Origin of the sequence: Micromonospora lupini, assembly GCF_026342015.1 — a bacterium.
GTDB classification, from domain to species: Bacteria; Actinomycetota; Actinomycetes; order Mycobacteriales; family Micromonosporaceae; genus Micromonospora; species Micromonospora lupini_B.
The window spans coordinates 40024-57334 of record NZ_JAPENL010000004.1; the positions used below are offsets into that span (position 1 = coordinate 40024).

Annotated in this window: 15 protein-coding genes; all 15 read left to right on the forward strand. The window is 71.4% G+C overall.

Annotation, left to right across the window (positions count from 1 at the left end; translation table 11 throughout):
• Window positions 1–182 precede the first annotated feature (182 nt).
• The 15 genes from OOJ91_RS33780 (at window position 183) to OOJ91_RS33850 (ending at window position 17309) form a co-directional block, all read left to right on the forward strand.
• On the forward strand, window positions 183–542 hold the full coding sequence (locus OOJ91_RS33780) for a hypothetical protein (RefSeq protein WP_266251660.1): 360 nt from the start codon (window positions 183–185) through the stop codon (window positions 540–542).
• 222 nt (window positions 543–764) lie between these two features.
• Window positions 765–3209, forward strand: coding sequence for a phage portal protein (locus OOJ91_RS33785; protein WP_266251662.1), 2445 nt, complete (start codon window positions 765–767; stop codon window positions 3207–3209).
• A 96-nt stretch (window positions 3210–3305) separates the two neighbouring features.
• Window positions 3306–5132 carry a hypothetical protein gene (locus tag OOJ91_RS33790; RefSeq protein WP_266251664.1) on the forward strand — a complete coding sequence of 609 codons (1827 nt, stop codon included), beginning with the start codon at window positions 3306–3308 and terminating at the stop codon, window positions 5130–5132.
• A 218-nt stretch (window positions 5133–5350) separates the two neighbouring features.
• Window positions 5351–6697, forward strand: coding sequence for a phage major capsid protein (locus OOJ91_RS33795; RefSeq protein ID WP_266251665.1), 1347 nt, complete (start codon window positions 5351–5353; stop codon window positions 6695–6697).
• Window positions 6698–6832: 135 nt separating this feature from the next.
• Complete coding sequence (locus OOJ91_RS33800; protein ID WP_266251666.1) at window positions 6833–7495, forward strand: hypothetical protein; 663 nt, start codon at window positions 6833–6835, stop codon at window positions 7493–7495.
• A gap of 56 nt (window positions 7496–7551) precedes the next feature.
• Window positions 7552–8145 (forward strand): hypothetical protein, encoded by a 594-nt coding sequence (locus OOJ91_RS33805; RefSeq protein ID WP_266251668.1) that lies wholly within the window; start codon window positions 7552–7554, stop codon window positions 8143–8145.
• Between the two features lie 1174 nt (window positions 8146–9319).
• The gene (locus tag OOJ91_RS33810) at window positions 9320–9673 is read left to right on the forward strand and encodes a hypothetical protein (RefSeq protein ID WP_266251670.1); all 354 of its coding nucleotides are present in this window, start codon (window positions 9320–9322) and stop codon (window positions 9671–9673) included.
• On the forward strand, window positions 9648–10172 hold the full coding sequence (locus OOJ91_RS33815; RefSeq protein WP_266251672.1) for a hypothetical protein: 525 nt from the start codon (window positions 9648–9650) through the stop codon (window positions 10170–10172). Before OOJ91_RS33810 ends, OOJ91_RS33815 begins: the two co-directional genes overlap by 26 nt.
• A 42-nt stretch (window positions 10173–10214) precedes the next feature.
• Window positions 10215–10871 (forward strand): DUF6401 family natural product biosynthesis protein, encoded by a 657-nt coding sequence (locus tag OOJ91_RS33820; protein WP_266251674.1) that lies wholly within the window; start codon window positions 10215–10217, stop codon window positions 10869–10871.
• 53 nt (window positions 10872–10924) lie between these two features.
• The gene (locus tag OOJ91_RS33825) at window positions 10925–11194 is read left to right on the forward strand and encodes a DUF7210 family protein (protein ID WP_266251676.1); all 270 of its coding nucleotides are present in this window, start codon (window positions 10925–10927) and stop codon (window positions 11192–11194) included.
• 5 nt (window positions 11195–11199) lie between these two features.
• On the forward strand, window positions 11200–11634 hold the full coding sequence (locus tag OOJ91_RS33830) for a hypothetical protein (protein ID WP_266251678.1): 435 nt from the start codon (window positions 11200–11202) through the stop codon (window positions 11632–11634).
• A 74-nt stretch (window positions 11635–11708) separates the two neighbouring features.
• The gene (locus tag OOJ91_RS33835; RefSeq protein WP_266251680.1) at window positions 11709–12278 is read left to right on the forward strand and encodes a hypothetical protein; all 570 of its coding nucleotides are present in this window, start codon (window positions 11709–11711) and stop codon (window positions 12276–12278) included.
• A 35-nt stretch (window positions 12279–12313) separates the two neighbouring features.
• Window positions 12314–12841 carry a hypothetical protein gene (locus OOJ91_RS33840; protein WP_266251682.1) on the forward strand — a complete coding sequence of 176 codons (528 nt, stop codon included), beginning with the start codon at window positions 12314–12316 and terminating at the stop codon, window positions 12839–12841.
• Window positions 12842–13123: 282 nt separating this feature from the next.
• Window positions 13124–16438, forward strand: a complete 3315-nt coding sequence (locus tag OOJ91_RS33845) for a phage tail protein (RefSeq protein ID WP_266251684.1) — start codon at window positions 13124–13126, stop codon at window positions 16436–16438.
• Window positions 16422–17309: a hypothetical protein gene (locus OOJ91_RS33850; protein ID WP_266251686.1), complete on the forward strand. Its 888-nt coding sequence runs from the start codon at window positions 16422–16424 to the stop codon at window positions 17307–17309. The genes OOJ91_RS33845 and OOJ91_RS33850 overlap by 17 nt, the downstream gene beginning before the upstream one ends.
• Window positions 17310–17311 lie beyond the last annotated feature (2 nt).

A 17311-nucleotide genomic window follows, 5' to 3' on the forward strand; every position in this document is an offset into this window, starting at 1 on the left:
CATTATGCTCTGCCGCCAGTACAGAGTGCACGCGCTCATAGATGAACAAAGCGTGTGCCGTGACGGTTCGCACCCAGCGGGGACGAAGTCAGGCGGCGGGTCTTGTTAGCATCTCGGCAGGCCCTTGCCGACATGCCGTACCGCCCCCCGGGTGCCGCGAGATGTGTCAAGGGGGGGACCACATGAACCACACGTGGGTAGCCGCGACCACCGTTCCGGTCGCAGCGGAGATCGTCGCTCGTACCGTGAAACTCGGCACGTTGCTGATCAACACCACCGTCAGCATCGACGTCCTTGAGGTCTACTGCCAGTCCTGCCGCCGCCCCTACGACGACGTCGCCGACGAGCGGTGCATCGTCGTCACCGAGGGCAACGCCCACCTGCGGGGAGGACCGATCGGCACCCGCCGCAACAGGAAGTGCCCGATCCACCGCGGCCTCTACACCGAATGCCAAAGCCAACACGAGCAGCCCCTCGACTACGGCCGCCCTCCGATGCCCGCGCTCACCGACATCATGGGCGTGGGCGGCGCGCGACGGTAGCCGCGAGCTGGACCTAACGTCCGGGCCGTGACCACGCGCCCGGAGCCATCTCACCCGCCTCGCAACCCAGCGATCCGCCGTGAGGCGATCGGGGCTGCCTGCCTACTCGTGGGAGCAGGCACGGTGCTGGCGGTCGCTTTCCTCGTCCACCCGCTGCTCGGCGTCGCTCTCTCAGGCGTGGTCCTGGCCGGCATCGGCCTCATCCTGGGCCGGGGGTGACCTGTGAGCTGGTTTCCACTCCTACGCGGCAAGAGCACCGCTGCTGGTGAAGGCAAGTCCTACGGGTACGCGTCGTCAGCCGGGGCGTGGGACAGCACGTACGGCCTCGCCGGCAGGCTACGGTCCCGGCGCCGCACCTGGCCGGTGGAGCGCGCGGTGGCCGAGGCCTACGAGCGGTCCATCTGGATGTACAAGGGCATCGACACCATCGGCAACAAGGTAATGGACCGCCGATTCGAGTACCGGTACCCCGGGTCGGAGAAGGTAGTAGACGACCACCCGATGTACCGGCTGCTCAACGGGCCGAAGGCCAACGCCCTGGAGTCCGGGCCCGCGCTGCGCAAGCGGATCGCCGCGCAGTTCCTGCTGTCCGAACGCGGCGTGTTCGTCGAGGCCCCACTGACCCGCGCCGGGGACGTCAGTCGGCTGGAACTGCTGCCGCCCGGCCGGACGAAGCCGGTGCCAACCCGCGACGAGAAGATGATCGACCGGTTCGAGACCACCACCCTGGACGGATCGGTCCGTGCGGTGCCCGTCGAACACGTGCGGTGGATCCGCAACCCGCACCCGCTCGACCCGTACGCCTCGTCCATCCCGATCACCGCCGCCGGCCTGTCCGTGGAGATGGACGACCTGGGCCGCCTCGTCAACGTGACGTGGATGAGCAACGACGGGCAGACCCGCGCGATCATCGCCGTCAAGGGCGACATGAACAACACCGACAGCGGCAAGCTCGAGCGCCGCTTCGGCAGCGGCCCGGTCGACGCCGGGAAGGTCTCCGTCGTCACAGCTGACGGCCTGGCGTACATCGACCTGTCCGCTCACCCCCGCGACATGCAGTACGAGAACTTGGCGAAGAACGCCAAAATCGAAACCCTCGCCGCCCTGGGCGTCCCCGAGTCGCAGCTGGGCAACGCGGCCGAGCGGACGTACGCCAACGCCGAGGCCGAGGGCTACATGTTCTGGTCGATCACCATGGCCAGCATCCTGCGGCTGATCGCAGTGGCGTTCTACGACCCGGAGGACGAGGACCTCGAACCGTGGTTCAACACCGAGGACGTCCCGGAACTCCAACTCCCCCAGCGCACCCGCCGGTTGGAGGCCCGCGAGGAGGTCGCCGCCGGCCTGCGGTCGATCAAGTCGTACGCGGAGCTGGCGGGGATCACTGTGGTGTCCACCCCGGAGACCGAGGCGTTGTGGCTCCCGCAGGGTAAGACGCCGCTGGATCAGAGCCCCGGCGCCGCGAAGCGGGTGCAGCTGCCGGCCGCGCCGACTGAGGAGCAGGCCGCCCCGCAGGAGGCCGCCGAGGGCGGCGAGACGGACGGGGAACCGCAGCGAGGGCAACCTGGCAAACCAGTTCCCGGGCAGAGCCAACCGGGCGCCGGGAAGCCTCCCGCGCCACCGAAGCCCACAGGGCCGGCGAAGCCCACCGCCGCGACCGCGAGGACCGCCGACGGCGGCGGGGAGTCGCCGGCGGGCCCGCAGAGCAAGGTCCGCGCCCCGTACACCATCCGACGCAAAGGGCTGCCTCCCACCCGCCGCCACCCGGTCGACGTGCGGCAGGTGAAGGCCGCCGCAGACGCGCTGTTGGACTGGTCGCACTCCGACGTGGACGGGTCAGCGCAGGACCAGGCGGAGGCGCTGGTCGCGGCGGCGCTCGCCGGGCTGGCCACCAGGTGGGTGGAGCGCACGGTGGCCCGGCTCCAGTCACCGAAGACCCGTAAGGGCACCCGCCACTGGCAGCCGGACCCGACCATGCCGGCGGATACCCGAGTGGGGAGGAAGGCTCTCAACGCGGAGCAGGCCGTCGACCCGGACACGTGGCGGCGGGAGGCCGAGGCGGCAGTGGGGCCGCTACTCGCCAGCGCTGGGGCGGCCGCCGCCGGCGCGATGGGCGTCACGCTGACCGGACAGGCACCCGTAGACGAACCGTCGGGCGGGACCGGCGCGGTCCTCGCCGCCGGCGCGGTGACGTCTGCGACCGCCGCGGCGGTGAGCACCGTGGCCGCCGCCGTCGGTGTCGCCGCCGGGAACGCGGCCGCGCAGCTGGCCGCCAGGATCAGCCAGTTCGACGCGGATGGGCTGACGCTCGACGACATGGTGGCTCAGGTGCGTGGCTGGGACGTAGCGGGGTGGGCGCGGCGGCTCGCCGCCACGGCCGCGCCGGCCGCGCTGGAGGCCGGCCGGTACGCCGCGGGCAAGCTGCTCGCCCAGCTCGGCTGGGAGGTGGTGGCTACCTGGCGTACCCGCGCTGACAACCTGGTGCGCTCCAGCCACGCGGACGTCGACGGGCAGGTCCGCAAGGTGGGGCAGACCTTCGCCGTCGGCGACGCCGCGTTGCGGTTCCCCCGCGATCCGCTCGGCCCGGCTCAGGAGGTCATCGGCTGCCGCTGCCAGTCACGGTGGTCTGCTCGCCGGTTCACCCCAGCGCCGGCGGTGCCCGCCTGACGAGCCGACGTACCAGGTGCAGACCGGTCCGAGACGGTAGCCGAGCTGGTCGGCCACGATGCCCACGACCACGAGCGTGTTACCCGGAGGGCACCCATGCAGCAGCTCGAGTACAAGTCCGCCGTCACCGGCTCGCTGCTGGGGCACGACGACGAGAAGGGCATCGTCGAGGCGCTGGTGTCGATCACCGGCATCGCCGACGAGCAGGACGACATCGTCGTTCCCGGGGCGTACGCGAAGACCCTCGCCAAGCGGAAGATGAAGGGTGTCCGGTTCCACGACTGGGCCCGCCCGGTGGCGAAGACTCTCGTGCAGGAGGAATGGCCGCCTGGCGACGAACGCCTGCCGGCGACCCTGCCCAACGGTGACCCGTGGCCGGCTGCGGCCGGCGCCCTGTACGTGAAAGGCCAGTACAACCTGGCCGTGCAGGATGGTCGGGACGCCTACGAGACGGCGAAGTTCTTCGGCCCCGACGGGCAGTGGTCCATCGGGTACCGGCCGGCGAGGGGTGGCGCGCGGCGTGACCAGAAGAGCGGCAAGCGGTTGCTCACCGAGGTGGACCTGTTCGAGTGGTCCGACGTGCTGCACGGCGCCGCGCCACTGTCGACGACCCTCGGGGTGAAGACCGCCGGTGGGATGACCGACGTCGACCAGGACGAGCCGGCCGGTTTCGTCGACGACGAACTGGGGTTCAAGTTCGACCCGACCCAGCCCCGGGCATCCGACGGGCAGTGGACCGCCACCGGCAGCGGCGGGGCCGCGCCGGCCGGCCCGGGCGGCACCGCCGAGGGCCTTCCCCCGAACTGGCTGTCCCGCGTCCTCGCCGGAGACCCGAAGTACGTCAAGCCGTCCGGCGGCGGGGGTGGGGGTGGCAAGAAGAAGCCGCCTGAGGGCGCGACGGCGCTGGAGAAGGAGCGCGCCGCCGAGCAGGAGCGACGTGACCGCGTCGACCAAGCGTTGCAGGACGAGCAGGCTGCCGAACGCAAGCGCCGCGCAGCCGCCGACGCGCAGGTCCAGAAGGCGTCCGGCGACGAGCGGCGGCAGCTCCAGCTGGCCGAGGGTGATCGGCGCCGCGCCTGGCAAGAGACGTTCGACGGCGCCCGCGACGAGGAACGGTCCCGCCGGCGGAAGTGGAACGCGGAGCAGCGGCGCCGTAAGGCCGCCCAGAAGGACAAGAACACCGGTGGTAAGTCCCTGGGCTGGGACGACGACATGGTCGGCCTGGACGACGGTGACACCGCTGACGAGGAGCTGTTCGCCTCGGTTGAGCCCGCCGCCGGCGGGTCGGTCGACGACGTGGAAGTAAAGGTGATGGACGTGCTGGCAGGGTCCTTCGAGGAGCGCCGCGATCGGCTGCGCTCGGCGGCTGAGGCGCTGCTGGGCGCCCGTCGCGGTGGCGACGACGTGTGGGTATACATCGTCGGCACCTGGAACGACCGGGTCGTCGCGACCCGGCACGGCGGCGACAGCGACCCCAAGACCTTCGAGATCCCGTACACCATCCGCGACGGCGAGGTGGAGATGGGCACACCGGAGGAGGTGGAGATCGTCGCCACCATCCAGCCGGCCGGGTCGACCGGCGTGAAGTCCGTCGCCGCCCTGGTGCTGGACGACGCGGCTCGGGTGCTCGCCCTCGACACCGTCGGCACGAAGAGTGACGGCACCTGGTCCGAGGAGGACGAACTTCTCGCCGGCACCCTCGACCGGATCGGTGCGCTGGTGCACGGGGCGCCGCTCGACGCCGGCGGCAAGACCACCGAGTCGCCGGCTGCCGAGGGCGAGGCGCAGACGACCGGCGAGACGGACACCAAGACCGCCGAGGTGGACGCCACGACGGGTGAAACCGGGGTTCCGCAGGACGTGGAGCGGAAGGTTGCCATCGACCCGGACGAGATCAAGCGGATGCTCGCCACCATCGGCTGACCTGCTCAAAGAAGCCGGGCCCACCGCGAGGTGGGCCCGGCTTTCCGCTGCGCGAGACGCTAACCCCGATCGGTCCCTACGGTGTGCCGCAGCCTAGGGCTGTGGCCTGCGGGCGCGTCCCGGCGATGGCCGGGCCGACGCGAAACCGCAACCCGGGCGCACGAGACCACACTCCCGCGCATCCCTGCGCGGACCGTGCCCCGAGGAGCAAACCGATCATGCGTACCGACACCATCGACAAGGACGAGATCAAGGCCCTGCACCGCGCGCTCAAGGAGAAGAAGGCCGTCGCGGACCAGATCACCGACGCGTTCGAGGTCAAGAGCGACGGCACCATCGTCGTCGACGAGGCGAAGAACGCCGCGTTCCTCCAGGCCTTCACCGAGGCCCAGCAGATCCAGCAGATCATCCAGGCGAAGACCGGCTTCACGAACATCGACGCCTACCTCAACGGCATGGACGGTGAGCCGGCCGCCCGCAGCGCCAACCAGCCCGGCCCGGAGTACAAGAGCGTCGGCCAGCGGATGCTGGACTCCGACTCGTGGACCAGCTACAAGTCCGCGCCGTCGCCGCACGGCTTCACCTACAGGGGCGAGGGCTCGTGGTGGAGCGACATCGACCAGGAGCCGGGCCAGAAGGACGTCTGGTCGCTCAGCGCGGGCACCTACACCGCCCAGGGCTTCGGTTCGCAGCAGCAGCGCCCCCTGGTGGAGAAGCTGCCCCGGCGCACCCACCTGCGGGACCTGTTCCCGCCGGAGACCACGACCGCAGCGATGATCTACGGCATCCGGCAGACGGGCTTCGTCAACGCGGCGCGGCCGGTGCGGGAACGGTCGGCGGCCGACGGCGTCAGCGCGCCGGTCGGCAACGACACCGACACCTTCGGCCTCGCCCCGAAGTCGAAGATCACCTTCGAGACCGTCGTCTACCCGATGGCCGAGGTCGCGCACGTCGACTACATCCACAAGACCGTCCTCGAAGACGAGCCGCGGCTGCGCGGGGTGGTCGACCGGAACATGCGCGAGGGTGTGCGCAAGTCCGAGGACGACCAGATCCTCAATGGCGACGGCGCCAACCCGAACATGCGGGGCATCCTGCAGACCACCGGTGTGCAGACGTACAACCAGCCCACCGACGGCACGCCGGCCGCGCCGACGGAGGTGAAGACCACCACGCTGCGCCGAGCGATCACCCGGGTGCAGCTGGCCGAGATGGACGCCACCGGCGTCGTGGTCAACCCGCTCGACTGGGAGGACATGGAGCTGGAGGAGGACAACACCGGTCGCCTGACCCTGGTCACCTCCATCGCTCTCGGCGCGGACACCCGCGTGTGGCGGCTCCCGGTCGTCGCGACCACCGCGATCCCGCAGGGCCGGTACCTGCTCGGAGCGTTCGGCCTCGGCTGCCAGCTGTTCGACCGGCGTGAGCTGGCGATCGAGATCAGCACCGAGAACCGCGACCAGTTCGAGCGGGGCGCGCTCACCGTCCGGGCGAGCGAGCGGCTGGCGCTGACCGTCGACCGGCCGGAGGCCTTCGTCACGGGGACGCTGTACGTCGCTGAGTAATCCACCGCCGCTGGGGGGCAGCGGGGACCGTTCGGGCCCGGCAGGAGCGATCCTGCCGGGCCCGACGTGTGCGTGGGGGACGTAAGCCGGCGCGGCTGCCTACGGTGCCCGGGCAGCCACCAGGAGGAGATCGCCATGCCACCGCAGCGCAGGAAAACCACCGAGGCGAAGCCGGCGCCGGCCGCCACCCCGTCAGCCGAGGAGCGGTCCGCCGCCGTGGAGGCCACCGCCGCGGCGGCCGGGGAGCCGGCCAGCGTGGCGCTGGCCGGCACGTCGACGGCGGTCGGGCCGCTGGAGCCCTCGGCGGAGCAGCAGGCCGAGCAGGCCCCGGCGCCCGCCGGGCATCTGGTCCCATCGCCGCTGACACCCCCGGCCACCGACGAGCAGACCAGCGCGCCGGCGGTCGAGTCACCGTCGCCGTTGGAGCCGCCGGCGCACATCGAACCGCCGGCGGGGAGTCGGCAGGTGCTGGACTCGCCCGTCGCGCCGCTCGACCCGCCCGCCGGGCCGCCCGAGCTGCCGAGGCCGGCGCCGCAGCCCCCGGCCCCGGCCGGTGAGACGCTCGGCTACGTCGACGACGAGGGCCACCAGGTCCGCATCGCCGACGTGTTCGACCTGACCGGCGACAAGCTGGTGGTCGTCGCGAAGCGGCGCGTACACGTGCGGTTCCGCCGGCCGGGCATCACCACGGTGCTTCAGTCGCTGCTCTACCCGGCGGGCGCCGAGGTGCACCGCGCGGTGGCCACCGCGCTGGTCGCCGAGGAGAAGGCCGTAGAGGGCGAAGCCGAGCGCGAGTAGCGGACGGCATCTGGGGCCGGGGACACAAGCTGTCCCCGGCCCTTACCGTTCCCGCCGTGACCGCACCCAGCGAGCCGGCGCTCGTCGTCGACGTCGGCGAGGTCGCCCGACGGGCCGGGCTCGCCCCGGACGACGACAACGTCGTGGCGGCGGTGACGGACGCGATCCGCGACGCCACGGCGGACGCCGAGGCGTACCTGGGCTACCCGCTCGTCCCGCTCAGCCGGACCGAGACCGGCCTGGAGCCGGGCTGGGACGGCACCTGGCCCCTCGGTGAGGATCCGGTCGCGTCGATCGTGCAGGTGACGGCCGAGCTCGACGCGCACCTGCAGCCGACCGGCCTCTACACGGTGGAGTACCTGTGGGGTCGAGACTCCCGGGAGCCGGAGTACGGGCCGATCCGCCGGTGGATCACCGCGTCGGCGGCCTACGCCCACCCCAGCGTTCGGCTGCTGGCCGATGCGGGCGGCCAGCGCCGGCGGGTGAAGTCGGTGTCGGCCGAGGGCCAGTCGGTGAGCTACGAGTCGTCGCCCCCGACAGCCGGCGCACCGACGGCCGGAGTGCCGCCGATGTCGACGATGGACCGGTGGCGGCTGGCTGGCAGGCGGGTCTACACCCGGCCCGGCTGGACCGTCCCTCGCCCGTACTGAGCGGCGCACCGCACGCTGCGTATCCCATCCTAGGAAAACGCCTGTACGAAAACCCTGGTCGGAGGGCTTGCGCAGGATTGGCCCGTTCGGGTGGCTGCGGATGAGACGAGCGGCCGGTGTGTCAGAAGACGCACTGAACTCCGAGCTACTGTTACAACCGGCGAATCCGCACGTCAGAGCGGCCGGGACTGTATCGCATAACACTTCGGCTTGGAAGTTGGGTACACGGGTTCTCTACTTCTAATCAGGTGTTTATGACACACTGCGGAAGCGGTGACACGTCGCAGAAGTAGACCGCTACGACGTGCGGCGCACAACGAAGAACGCCCCACCCTCAGCCCGCGAAGCGTCGAGTGGAGCGTCCCTCACCGGTCCTGTAGCCGTGCCATCAGGCGCGGCTACAGGCCTTTCCAGGACCGGTAGAGCTTCACCGCCTGGGCCGCGAGGTTGAGAACCAGCGAGACCGAGTTAGCGACGCTCTTCCACTTCACCCGTGGACGGGGGAAGCGGTTGGGCCTGGGGGCGCTCCGGCGTGACTGCCGGCGAACCCTGGTCCGGTTCGACATGACGTACCTCCATCTCCCGGGGTCTCGGTTCGCACCCGGGATCCCTGAGGACGACCCGATCTGCTCCCGCGGCTTGGGAGGAACGTCTGCCGAAACAGCATCCTACTGGTCGTTCTGCGTGGTGTGCCGTCGCTCTCTGCGGACGCGTCCTGACCCACCTGCCCCTGTGGACGTTTCCGCAGGTAGAGGCTGTTCCTTGGGTGCATCCGGTGACTTAGCCGACTTCGGGTGTGCGTCGACCCGGGTCACTGAAATGCGTCCACGTGCCGCCACAGCGTGAGTGCCGTGACACGGAGATCACGGCCGAGCAGGCCCTCGCTGGAGCCCTTCGAGCCTGCGCTGGTACACCCGTCCACCGTGGCGGCCCGGCCGACGAGGCGGCAGCGACCGCACCCTTTGAGCCCCCCGGGACGATCCGGCAGCGCTGCGATCCGGGGCGCGGGCGCGGCCAGCGAGACACAACCGGTCGGGCTCCCCTACTGTTCGCGCCGACCCGGGGGGGTCGAGCCCGCAGCCGCCAGTCGGCAGGCGCGCGAGCGGGTAGCCGGGGCGGCAGGCATCACGGGGCCTGCCGCCCCGGTCACCGGGACGAGGGGGGGGTGGATCCGATGGCGGTCCAGCTCGCGGACGGCTTCTACCTGGTACGCAGGCGACCTCACCCGGCCGCGCGCGACGCCCACGGCATCCCGATCCCCGGCGCCGACGACACGGTCACGGACTTGGTCGACGGCGCAGCGGTCGAGCAGCCCGACGGGTCGTGGAAGTTGCGGCTCGACCCAGCAGTGTGGCCGGTGCACTCCGGGGACACCGTCGGCAAGCCCGCCGAAGACCTGACGTGGACCGTCACCGGCGAACCCCGGCTGCACATGGTGCCCGGCGTGCCCGACGTCGACTTCATCGACGTGCAGGCCGTCGCCGTCCCTCCGGAGGTGGACCGTGGGTACCCGGTTCCGACCGCGTGAAGGCCTCGATCAGGTAGTGGCGCGGATGGTCGCCCGCCGGGTGCAGGCCATCACTCACCAGGTCGCGGACACCGCCAAGGAACACGCCCCGCCGACGAAGACTTGGCGCAGCAGCGCCGACGACGAGGTCCGCCCCGAGCATCGCGCCGCTCACGGGCAAGAGGTGCCCGCGAACCTGCGGTACGTGCTCGACAGCCCGGACTACGACCGTACGCACTACGGGGCGCCGGCGAGGCAGCAGCTGCGCCACCCCCGCGATCGCGACGCCACACCAGGGCTGACCGCGCAGTGCCGCTGCACGGAGTCCGAGGACCCAGAGGGCATCGCCCGCGGGATCGAGGCGCACCTGGTCGAGGTGCACGGCGCGGTGGTGGTTGGGCACGTCACCTCCGTCGGCCCCCGAGTCGTCGACGCCGAATTCGGCACCGACCGGGACGATCCGGCCCGGTACATGGGCCGAGCGGTGCAGGACGTCGCCGCTCGACTCCGTGCCCGGTAACGGGCACCTGCGAGCCTCGACCCGTACCACTATCGTCGCGGGATGGATCGGGATCACGCCCTCACGGACCTGTTCCTGCTCACGGCGAGCATCGGGGCACTCAGCACGCCGACCCTCCTGGTTCTCAGCCACGACCGGTGGCGGGCCTCCCGGTGGCTGACCGCGTGGCTGCTGCTGCCATCCCTCGGGGCGCTGGTCCTCATCGCCGGCGCGACGTGGATCGGCAGCTGGTTCCTGCTCGCTCTGGCGGGTGGACTCGTCCTGATGCTGGCCATCGAGTGGGACATGCACCTCGGCGCCCGCCGCGGTGACGGCGGCCGCTTCCTCGCCTTCGTCGCCACCCGGATGGTGTCGCGCAAGAAATGGTCCCCCCGCTCCGGCGGCCGGCCGCTACTGCCGATCGACGAGCTGCGCGCCGAGTACGGCCAAGGGGTCCTTGATGACGCTCGCCGCGACCCGCGGCTCGCCCACATCCTCGACCAGACCACGGCGGTGCTTGAGGAGCGAATCTTGGGCCCGGACCGCCCGGGACTGCCGCTGATCCGCATCACCGCGTACGCGAACGGGCTCGTCGACGCGCTCAGCGAGCCTGACCGGAAGCCTTCGCGGCCGGCCTACCGTGCCTACTCGTCCGACATGATCCTGGTCGCCGCGCTGTGCCAGCTGCACGACAGCGTTGCCGGCCGCCGCCGGACGTAAGAGCGTCCGAGGGCCTACTGTGCGCGCCGTCCACCCTGCGACGGAGGTGCACCATGACCCGCAGCATCGACAAGACCGTGGCCGCGGCGGCTGACCTGGCCGTAGCCACCAACCCGACCACGCCCACCGCAGAGGTTGAGCCGACCAGCGGACCCGCCGCCGTCGCGCGGGCGGCCGAGCCGGCGGAGAACGCCGACCTGGTCGAGGTCGAGCTGACCACGCACCACACGCACAACGGTCAGGAATACCTGCCCGGGGCCACAATTCAGGTGACCGCCGAGCGGGCCTCCGCGCTGCGGTGGGCAGGACACGCGAAGCGGTGAGCGGCATGTCGGTCGCGGACGTCGACGCCGTCGCCCTGGCCATCGACGTGCTGAAGCACTCCGCAGTGGTGGCCGAGGGATTCGGTGGCCCGGACCACGTGTCGGGGCTCAACGAACCGCCGTTCCCGCACCTGCGGGTGATTTCCCTGCCCGGCGGGGACGACGGCCGGCTGCTGTGGACCGTCCGCCGCGAGCTGCAGGTGGAGGCGTGGGGGCATCCCGACGGCCGGCCGGGCAAGGCCGCCCTCCACCGGCTGTTGTACGGCGCGATGATCGTGCTGGCCCGGCTCGCCGACGACGACCACGTCCCGGGCCGACCGGTGGTCGTCGACGCGTACACCGTCGGCACCGCCAGGTGGGCGCCCGACAGGGCCTCGCAGCAGCCGTGCTGGACGCACCGGCTGTTCATCGTGGCTCACCCGGACAACACCTCGGGCTGAGCTGAGGTCGCGAGACGTAAGCCTCCCAGCGCTCCTACCGTGCGCTCGACCAAACCCAGTCGGTGGAGGCAGCGGTGACCAGTCCCAACAACATCGTCCAGGCGAAGCGGGTCAAGCTGTGGCTGGGGCCGACCGGCTCGACCGTGCCCACCGGCCTGGAGGCGCCCACGAACGGCATCCTGCCGGTGGGCCTGACCAACCCGGAGTCGTGCCGGTTCCGGACCAGCCCTGAATTCGAGCCGGTCAACGCCCACCAGTCGGACTTCCCGGTCAAGATCCTGCAGACCGGCGACGCCGCCGGCATGGACGTTGACCTGCTGGAGTGGACCGGCGCGAACTTCAAGTCGGTGTACGGCGGCGGGCAGATCGCGTCGATCAGCGGCACGCCGAACCTCTACAAGTTCACGCCGCCCGGCTTTGGCAACAGGGACGAGGTCCTGGCGATCCTCGACGTCTTCGACGGCGGCAAGCAGTACCGGTTCATCGCGCCTCGGGTCTTCAACCAGTCCGAGGTCGAGTTGGAGTTGAACAAGACGCCCGAGACGAAGCTGCCGCTGCGGTTGACGATCTTGGGCGGTGACGAGGTCGACGCCTGGTACATGATCACCAACGACAGCGCCTTCGCCCCGCCGGTCACTCCCTGATCCACGCCCACGACCTACGACGAAGGAGCAAACCCGTGGCCACCAGAGTCATCGACCTCGACGCAGCCCGGCGCGAGCCCGAGCCGATCCCGCTCATCCTGATGCGGCAGGAGTGGACGCTGCCCGGCGAGCTGCCCGCCGACGTCCTCGACCCGCTGTTCGACGGTGAGCTCGACGACCTGATCGCGTTGATCGTCGACCTCCTCGGCGAGGAAGGCGGCAACGGCCTCAAGTCCGACGACGTCGATCTTGGTGCGCTGGTGAAGCGCATCTCCACCAACCCGCAGTTGGTGTCCGCGACGCTCCGGGCACTGCGGAGCGCCTTCGAGAAGCTGCTCGGTGAGGAGCAGTGGCAGCGGTGGATCCAGGCCCGGCCCGGCCTCGGCGCGTACCTGCTCCTCGCGAAGACCGCGTTCGCGGAGTACGGGGTGAGCCTGGGGGAAGCATTGGGCTGGTCCTCTTCCTCCACCGCCGGTGGGACGACGTCGAAGCGGACTTCGCCGGCCACGCCAAGGGCATCGACGCGCGCCGCATCTGGCTCCCAGCGCACCACCCGCGCCTGATCGGACTCCGCCGCGTCCGGGTGCTCCTACGGAGCCTTCCCGCCGACGCGGCGTGTAAGCAGCCCCGCGAGGGTCGACAGCCGTGGTCGGCGCACGAGGAGTTGTTGGCTCTCCTCCTGGAGGAGATGTCCGTCCTGGCCAGTGATCACCGCAGGAAGAAGCCGATCACCGTCCCCAGACCGCACGACGCGCGTAGGAACCAGCACCCCCCGGGCTCGGTCGGTATCGCGCAGATGGCCCGTCGAATGGCCGCTGCCGGCAGGGTGAGGGTGGTCGGAGAAGGTGACGCAGCCGGGGCAGGGTGAGGACGCCGGACAGCTTGACGTCCAGGTAGTCGCTGACCTGCGCGGCTTCGTCAAGGACCTGCGCACCAAGGTCAACGCGGCCGCGGAGAAGGTCAAGGCCAAGATCGGGGTCCAGGTCAAAACGACCGGGCTGCGGACTGAGCTGCGCAAGGCCGTGAAGGAGGCGGCCGCCAAGAGCAAGGTGGTCGCCTCCGTCGGGGTCAAGGTCACCGCCACGGAACTGCGCCGGGCGGTGAAGGAGGCCGCCGAGAAGGCCCGAGCCAAGGTCAAGATCGCCGTAGCCGTGTCTGCGACGCAGCTACGCCGGTCGGTGAACGAGGCCGCCGAGAAGGCTCGGCCGAAGATCCGCGTCGACGCGGACACCAAACCTGCTCGCCGGGCCATCGACGGCCTGAAGAGCACACGCGTCAACATCAACGTCCACACCGGCTCGCTGACCCGGAGCCTGCGAAAGGCAGTCTCCGCAGCCGCGTCGCTCGGCGGCGCGCTGATCAAGGGCCTCGGCCTGGCCGTCGTGTCGGCGGGGGCGGCGGCCGCCGCTACCAACGTGCTCGGGTTCGCCGCCGCCGCGGCTACCGCCGCCCAGTCGGCGGGCCTGCTGCCCGCCGCCGTCGGCGCCGGCATCGGCATCCTCGCCGCGCTCAAGCTGGCCCTGTCCGGGGTCGGCGACGCCATCTCGGAGACGTTCGGCGCCTACTCGAAGCTCGCCGCCGGCGGGACACTCACCGCCGCCGAGCAGGAGAAGCTCAACGAGGCGCTGTCGAAGCTGTCGCCCAGCGCCCGCGCGTTCGTCTTGGAACTGGCGAAGGTCGCCCCCGCGCTCAACAACCTGCGCCTGGGCGTGCAGGAGAAGTTCTTCGTCGGCTTGGCCGGTGCGGTGGGCTCGCTGGCCACCAGGTACCTGCCGTCGCTGCGTGACGGTCTCGGTGAGATCGCGTCGCAGGTCAGCGGTGGCCTCTACGGGGCGCTGTCTCGCCTCGACACCGAGGCGAACCGGATATCGCTGGTCACGCTGCTGTTCAACTCGGCCGGCGCGGCCGGGCACCTCTCCGGCGCGCTGGGCCCGATCGTCGAGATGCTGCTGCGGATCGCCGAGGTCGGGTCGAATTTCCTGCCCGGCTTGGCCAGCGGTCTCGCCGAGGCCGCCGACAGCGCGGCGTCGTTCATCAACGCCGCAGCGGACGACGGCCGGTTGCAGGAGTTCATCTCCGCCGGCCTGTCCATGCTGGGTGACCTGGCCCGGATGGGTCAGGACGTCATCGGGATCCTGCGCGGGGTGTTCGCCGCCGCGAACGAGGCCACCGGCGGCGGCGCGTTCACCCTCGTCAAGCAGGTCCTGGACACCCTCAACACCGCGGCGAACTCGGTGCAGGGTCAGCAGGCCCTGGTCGCCGTGTTCACCGCCCTCGCGCAGGTCGGGTCCGCCCTGTCGCCGGTCCTGTCGGCCGTCGTCGGTGGGCTCGGGCCGCTCGCGTCGATCGTCGGGGACCTCGCGGTTGCCCTGTCGCCTGGCCTGACCGTCCTGGTGTCCGCGCTCGCGGAGGGGCTGCGGCTCCTCGCCCCCGCCGCGACGCCCGTGGGTCGGGCGTTGTCCGACGTTGCCCGGGCGGTCGCGCCGCTCCTTCCGCTCCTGGGCGCCCAGCTGGCCAATGGGCTGACCCTGGTCGCCGGGATCCTGTCCGTGGTGGCCCGGCAGGCCGGCCCGCTGCTCGGCGTCTGGGCGCGGATGGGCGTGCAGCTGGCCACCACCCTGCTGCCCATCCTCCAGCAGCTCATCGCCGGCGGCCTGGAGCCCGCCGCGATGGCCGGCCTGGCCCTGGCTCGGGCGGTGATGCCGCTGGTGCCGGTGATCGTGCAGCTCGCCCGGGTCATCGCCGCGCAGCTGATGGCGAACCTGCCGGCGTTGCAGCAGATGTTCACCGGGCAACTCGTCCCGGCGGTCACCAAGATCGCCACCGCGTTGGGTGGCGCCTTGCTCGACGCGCTGCTGGCGCTCGCCCCGCAGTTGCCCGACCTCGTCGACGCGGGCATCCAGCTGGCGCTGGCGATGACGCAGCTCCTGGTCTCGGTGGTGCCGCTGCTGCCGTACATGGTGCGGATCGGCGTGGTCGGCGTGCAGCTGCTCATCTGGCTGCTGAAACTCGCGCCGGTCCTGGCGTGGGCGGCTGGCCTGTTCACCGGGCTGGTCGGCGCGGTCCTCGGCATCCCGGGGGTGCTCGGCCGAGCGGCGGCCGCGGTGGGCGGATTCTTCGCCTCGGCCTGGGCCCTGATCCAGTCGGTGGGCACGTCGATCGGCCAGTTCTTCACCGTCACCCTGCCCGGCTGGCTGTTGGCGGTGGGCGGCTGGTTCGCGGCGCTGCCGGGTCGGATCCTCGCCGCGCTCGTGGCGCTGCCGGGGCTACTCGGGTCGCTGTTCCTGACGGCCCTGAACCAGGCCGCGTATTGGGTGGGGTTCGGCGTCGCGTCGATCATCCGCTACTTCCTGGAGCTACCCGAGCGCACGGCCGCGGCTATCGGGCAGCTGGTCGCCGTCGTGGCCGGCGGGGTCGCCGCAGTCGGGTCGTGGTTCCAGCAGCTGCCCAGCCGGGTGTCGGCCATCGTGTCGGACCTGTGGGCGCGGGCAGGTGCTCTGTTCTCGGCCGGTGTCGCAGCGGTGGTGTCCTACGCCCTCCAACTGCCCGGCCGGCTGTCCGGGGCGGTCGACGCCGCGAAGGCGCGGGTGACGTCGGCGTTTTCGTCGATGTGGGCGGCGGCGCGGGCGTCGGTGTCCAGCGGCGTGTCCGACACGGCGTCCACGATCAAGGGCCTCCCCGGCCGGCTCGGTGACCTCGGCTCGCTGCTGAAGGGTGCCGGGCGGCAGCTCATCGCCGGCCTGGTCGCCGGCATCAAGGGTGCCACCGGACAGGCGGTCGACGCGGCGAAGGGCGTCGTCGGGTCGGCGATCCGCGGCGCGAAGGACGCCCTCGGCATCAAGAGCCCGAGCCGGGTGTTCATGCGGATCGGCGCGCAGATGGTGGCCGGCTACACCATCGGCATCGACAAGAGCCGGCCGAGCGCCGTGCAGGCCGCCGAGCGGCTCGCCGGCGCGGTGACGACCTCTGCTGCGGCGGCCGGCCCGGTCACCCCGGCCCCCGGCCGTAGCGGTGCCGACGAGGCGGCCGGCCTGGCGCCGCTGATCGGGTCGCTGACGATGCAGGCAGTCCCGGGGGCGAGCGTGCACGACCAGATTGAGGAGCTGATGTTCCAGCTGCGGGTGATGAGGCGGGGTGGGGTCGTTGCCGGCACCGGATGAGTGGACCCTGACCTACCCGGGCACCGCGTACACGTGGGGGCCCCGCTCGTCGGGGGTGATGCTGGCCTCCGAACCGCAGATCGGCGGGGTGGAGCTGATCACCGACGACTCGGCTCGCCCACGCGGTGACGGGCGCGCGATGGGCCAGGACTATCGCGGTGCGGCCACCGTCACGTTCGAGCTGCTGATCCTCGGCGCCGGCGAGGGTGAGGTGCGGCAGCGGCAGGCGGATCTGGCGCGGGTGTGGCGGGCCGACCCGGTGCGGTCGACGCCGGGTGCGGTCGCCGAGTTGTCCACGGTGGTCGCGGGCCGGGCACGCGTGGCGTACGGCCGGCCGCGCCGGTTCGCTCCCGCCCTGCGGCAGCCACGCCAAGGCGTCATCCCCGTCGTGGCCGACTTCGCCATGGTGGACGACTGCTGGTACGACCCGCAGGTCGAGCAGACGGTGGTGCCGCTGGTGCCGCCCCCCTCGGGTGGCCTGGTGTCACCGCTGACGACGCCGTTGACGACGGTGCCGGCGGTGGTGGTGCCCGGTCACGTCACCGTTGGCGGGGACCTGCCGGCGTGGCCGGTGATGACCCTGTACGGGCCGGTCACTGATCCGGTCGTGCAGGTGACCGGCTTGTGGTCCCTGGCGCTGTCCCTGTCGATCCCGGCCGGGCAGGCCATCACCGTCGACACCCGGCCGTGGCGGCGCACGGTGCTGCGCGGCGACGGGGGATCGTTCGCCGGCGCGCTGACGCGCAGCTCGGTGCGGCTGGCTGACGCGTCGGTGCCTCCGGGCGCTTACGAGATCGCCCTGCGCGGTCAGGACGTTAGCGGCACCGCCGCGCTGAAATTCGCGTGGCAGAAGACGTACACCGGGCTGTAGGA